The sequence below is a fragment of the Pseudohaemophilus parahaemolyticus genome, from assembly GCF_938021905.1.
In the GTDB taxonomy this organism is placed as follows: domain Bacteria; phylum Pseudomonadota; class Gammaproteobacteria; order Enterobacterales; family Pasteurellaceae; genus Haemophilus_A; species Haemophilus_A parahaemolyticus_B.
In genome coordinates, this window is sequence record NZ_CALIFA010000011.1 from 1 (window position 1) to 4830 (window position 4830).

Sequence of the window (4830 nt, forward strand, 5' to 3'; positions counted from 1 at the left end):
ATTCATCTGTATATTCCTTAATGAATTAGCCACGAAATCTCCTCGTGGCTTTTTTATTAAAAAAAACTTACCACCACAAAAAGAATGGCAATCGCCGTAAAGTAACGAAACTCGCTATCCTCTCGCCAGATTTGTGCAATAATGAGCAATCTACTTTTCAATTTACTCATTCTTTTTATGTCCTTTGTTACATTCCGTGATTTATTCGTCGGGTTATGTTTTATTGTCTTTCTATTACTTCCACGGCTAATTATTGGAAGTGATATTCCGTATTGGCTCATTGGAATACTTGTAAACGGCATCCCTCTGGGATTAGTTTTATTGCACAAATGGGGAGTAAGGAAATATCAACAAACTTTAGATAACTTCGCTTACATACCATCAATGATGTGCATCGCCGTTCTAACTACACTTGGTTCCTTTAGCAAAGAAGAGCTTATTGAGTTTGGTTTTAAATTCTTGCTAACTGAGTCAAGTTGGCCTTACTTTGTACTCAAATTGTCATTTTTCTTTTGGAGCCTTACTCTTCTGCCTGTTGTGCTAGATAAGTTTTTTAATAAAAATCAAAAATGAGCCTTGTTTTTTTATTGCCCTTTTGAATTACGTAACACACCCCAATTCACATCAGGGCGTAGCTCTTCGCAAGTGACCTTGCCTTCTGTGATGCGTTCGATTTCTGGACAGCGATTAGTTGGCACCTTCTTTTTACCCTTAGCCCAGAGGCACACATTTGATGTTTTCGCTCCCATTTGTTTGGCAAGATAGGTAAGCGACCCTCTTCCTTGTTTTTCAAAGTAATCTCTTAATTTCATACAAATATCATTTATCTAAAAAGTAAATGAAATATTATCTTATAGGTAAATGTAAATCAACAGATAGATCATATTTATTTGTTATCCAATTGATAATAAAATAACAATAATGAACTAACTCAAGGGGGTGTTTATGAAAACAATGAAAGAGATCCGCCACGATAATTTACTTTTACTTATTGATGAGGCGGGCAGCACTTCAGAACTGGCTTCTAAAACAGGAATTGCAGTAAGTTATTTACTACAAATTAAGAATAAAAATGCGATTCAAAACGGCAAGCCGAAAGGCATTGGCGATAAAATTGCTGCAAAATTAGAAGATGGAATGGGTAAGCCAAGAGGCTGGTTAGATCAACAGCATCAAGCCATTGAAGAGAAACAGCCTGTCCACCTGCTGGATAACGTCAAATTCTTAATGCGTAAAAAAGGCATCTCGCTCCCACTTTTGGCGGAGCGAACCGAGATTGAAAAAAGCCGCTTGTTAGAGCTGCTAAATTCCGATAACGTGGAAAATGAAAAGCTCTTTTTAAACACCCTTGAGCAATTATTCCTCGTGTCTGCAGACTGCTTGCTTTATGACGACCTCAGCCAAAATCCGAAAGGCGTGAACTTCCTGAAAATGCGTTCCATACCCGTGAACCATGTGCCTATTCGCGGCTACGCCCAATTAGGTACTGAAGGGCATTGGATCGATTTAGAATACCCCGTAGGCGAAGGCGATGGCTACATCTGGTGGCCAAGCCGTGATGAAGATGTATATGCCCTAAAATGTCAGGGCGATTCAATGACCCCACGTATCAAGCACGGTGAATACGTGATTATTGAACCTAATCACGAAATTAAAAATGGGGATGAGGTGCTTGTTGTTACCGATGAAGATCAAGTAATGGTTAAAATCTACGCCTACGAACAAGGTGGCAGACTCACGCTCTATTCCGTGAATGAAAACCACGAGCCAATCAACCTTTACCAAGAAAATATCCGCAAAATGCAATATATAGCAGGCATTGCCAAAGAGAGCTTGGTGTTGGATTTGTGATAATAAGGAAAAAATATGATAACGAAAGAACAAAAAGACCTAGCTGAAAAGGCAATTATTGAAAAACAACGAGAGATTTCATTCGGGTTAAGAGAATGGTCTATCCAGACTATTTTAGAGAAATTTGGGAATGGCGGTGATCCTGATTCTGATAGCGAATTATTTATCCCAGATTACCAACGCGATTACAAATGGGATGAGCGTATAGCCTCTAGATTTATTGAAAGTATCTTACTCACTTTACCTATCCCTTATATTTATATAGCAGATAGTTTTAATGAAAATCCTGACTTAGATGGCCGAGTAGAAATTATTGACGGCTCTCAACGAATTAGAGCTATTTATTACTTTGTTCAGGATGAATTTCCATTATCAGAATTAAAAGAATTAACCGAATTGGAGGGTTTTAAATTTTCTGATTTACCCGCAGGAAGACAGCGAAGATTCTTACGGGAATCTTTACGCATTATGGAATTAAGGTCAGATGATAGCGAATACAAACGCGATTTATTTGAACGCATCAATTCAGGTATTAAACCATTAATTCCAATGGAACAACGACGAGGCTCTGAAAGTGCTACATCAGCTTTTTATACAAAAGTGATTGACCCTTGCTCAAAGAATGCGTTGTTTAGAAAATTATCACCTCTTTCAAAAAGCCGACGAAGCAATGAAGATTATGCAGAATTAGTGTTACGTTTCTTTGGCTATAGCGATAAATTAGAAGAATATAAAAATAGTGTAAGAAAATTCCTTGACCAGTATTTTAATGAAATGGCGAATCTTTCAGAAAATGAGTTGAATGTGACTAAATATCTTGAAAGATTTAATCAAGTTATGGAATTTGTAAACCAATATTTTCCTTTTGGCTTTAAAAAATCAGAAAACGCAAGCTCTACCTCAAGAACATTTTTTGAGTCTATTGCTTTAGGTACATATTTTGCAATTAAAGAAAATAATGGTGTTGAAGGATTAGATACTGAGAATATCTCAAGCTGGTTTAATTCTGAAGAGTACCGTAACGTAGTAACAAGTGATGCGGCAAATAACAAATCAAAATTAACTGCGAGAATTAATTTTGTAAAAAATAAATTATTGGGTCAAGCTTAATGGTATTAGAGGCACTAAAAGAAGATTTGAGAAAAAGGGATGAGGATATAGACAAGTTATATACTCATCTTCTTTCCTTAGGGGATGAGCAACTTTGTAATATTGTAAAGGCAAACATACTTGTTATGTTATACAACAAGGTAGAGTTTTTCTTTAGGGAATTTATTTTTAGTATTTATGATGATATCCATGATCAGGAAGTCTCATTTTTTGAGCTAAAACCATATATTCAGAATATAATCTCAGGTTATCTATTCCCTAAAAATAGCAATGCTGAGCAAAAACATCAAACTTTAAAAAATTTGTTTGAAGATAAATTCAAAATTTACAAACCTGAAAAAACAGATATTGCTAATGGAAATGTTGATGGCAGGATGTTTAAAGATATATTGAAGGAATACCAGATATCAGACATCCAATTTCATTTCCAAGCAGAAATTGACTTGCGTACTTTGAAAGACATTAGAAACCAACTTGCACACGGAGAAAAAGATTTTAGCGAGATTGGGCTAGCGTATTCAGTAGAACAGTTAATGGTATGTAAAAAGGAGATAGAAAGGATATTTCTAGATATTCAAGATAAGCTAGAAATATCCCTTAATGATAGATTTTATCTTAATGATAGATTTTTAAATGATGCTGTAAACTTAACCCAATAACCTCTCCTAATCGGACAGGAACTGCATTACCAATCATTCTACCCACGTCTTTAGTTTGCATTTTACTATCTACTGGGTAGAATTGATAATCATCAGGGAACGATTGGAAAATTGCAGCCTCTCTTAGTGAAATAGCTCTATCTTGCTCAGGGTGTCCAAAACGACCGTTACCATATCCGTAACATTGTGTTGTCATTGTTGGACTTGGTTCATCCCATTTCATTCGCCCATAAATACTTACATAGGTAGAGCCAGAGGACTTTTTATGGCACGCCAACTGTAGCTCTTCTGGCCAATCTTTCCAAGAACCACCTTGCTTGGAAGCACGGATACGTTTTAAATTAAGTGTATTTAATGAAACTGCACGATGCAGAGGATCATCAAGGTGTTGTTCCCCTGCGTTAATAGCAGGAAGATGTCCGATAACTTCTTTAATGTTTATCCATTTCTCTTTGTGAGTAGGGTCAATTAAGTGGATAGGCCCTAACCGCGAAGCAAGTAATACATGACGACGGCGGCGTTGTGGCACGCCGTAATCCGCACAAACCACCGTATCCGCCCAAGTATGATACCCGAGGTTTTCCAATTTTTTCACAAAATCATGATAGACCTGGTGCTTAACCACTTCAGGCACATTTTCCATTGTGACCAATTCAGGCAGATTTCCCTCAATTAAACGAGCAAAAGCATATAACAGTGGCCATTTCTTATCGGTTGTTGTGTCTTTTCCTTGGTTATACTTTGAAAAAGGCTGACAAGGGGCACAACCAGCTAATAATCGAATTGCTTTTTTTGAGAAACGGCGAGCAATCTCTTCATTATCTACTAAAGAAACATCTTTATTGACAAACTCAGCGTGATTATTAAATTCAAATGCATAGCGACACTGCTCTTCAATATCGTACCCTGCTTTTACTTTAATGCCAGCTTGTTGTAAGCCTGCGGTTAAACCACCTGCTCCGCAAAATAAATCAATTGCTTCAATCATAATTACTCTCCTATTGTGGGTATTATACAAAGATTTTTTATAATAATCGATACTTTTTAGATGATTATCGGCATTTAAATTCTATTGCCTTTGAATCTAATCTCACCCAATTTATTACCAAATCTCTAACTTTCTACAACTTTCGGCAAACAAATCGCTCAAAAAACCACCACTTAAACCACCTCGCTTAAAATTTATTCCCTTAAAAATCAAATAGATAAT

General features: G+C 36.5%; 5 protein-coding genes. 3 read left to right on the forward strand and 2 right to left on the reverse strand.

Going from position 1 to position 4830, the window contains the following annotated elements:
• Positions 1-584: 584 nt before the first annotated feature.
• Positions 585-812: a transcriptional regulator gene (locus QMF79_RS00555; protein WP_281772345.1), complete on the reverse strand. Its 228-nt coding sequence runs from the start codon at positions 810-812 to the stop codon at positions 585-587.
• Between the two features lie 133 nt (positions 813-945).
• Here QMF79_RS00555 and QMF79_RS00560 point away from each other — a divergent pair, with 133 nt between their 5' ends.
• Genes QMF79_RS00560 through QMF79_RS00570 form a run of 3 tightly spaced genes read left to right on the forward strand, consistent with a single transcriptional unit; the run spans position 946 to position 3620 of the window.
• Positions 946-1851: a S24 family peptidase gene (locus tag QMF79_RS00560; protein WP_005662004.1), complete on the forward strand. Its 906-nt coding sequence runs from the start codon at positions 946-948 to the stop codon at positions 1849-1851.
• A 15-nt stretch (positions 1852-1866) separates the two neighbouring features.
• Positions 1867-2961: a DUF262 domain-containing protein gene (locus QMF79_RS00565; RefSeq protein WP_005662008.1), complete on the forward strand. Its 1095-nt coding sequence runs from the start codon at positions 1867-1869 to the stop codon at positions 2959-2961.
• Positions 2961-3620 (forward strand): MAE_28990/MAE_18760 family HEPN-like nuclease, encoded by a 660-nt coding sequence (locus QMF79_RS00570; RefSeq protein ID WP_005662010.1) that lies wholly within the window; start codon positions 2961-2963, stop codon positions 3618-3620. Before QMF79_RS00565 ends, QMF79_RS00570 begins: the two co-directional genes overlap by 1 nt.
• On the opposite strand, the gene QMF79_RS00575 is transcribed toward QMF79_RS00570, so the two are convergent.
• A complete protein-coding gene (locus QMF79_RS00575) occupies positions 3577-4608 on the reverse strand; it encodes a DNA cytosine methyltransferase (protein WP_005662013.1) in 1032 nt (343 codons plus the stop codon). The two genes, QMF79_RS00570 and QMF79_RS00575, sit on opposite strands and share 44 nt — an antisense overlap.
• Between the last annotated feature and the right edge of the window lie 222 nt (positions 4609-4830).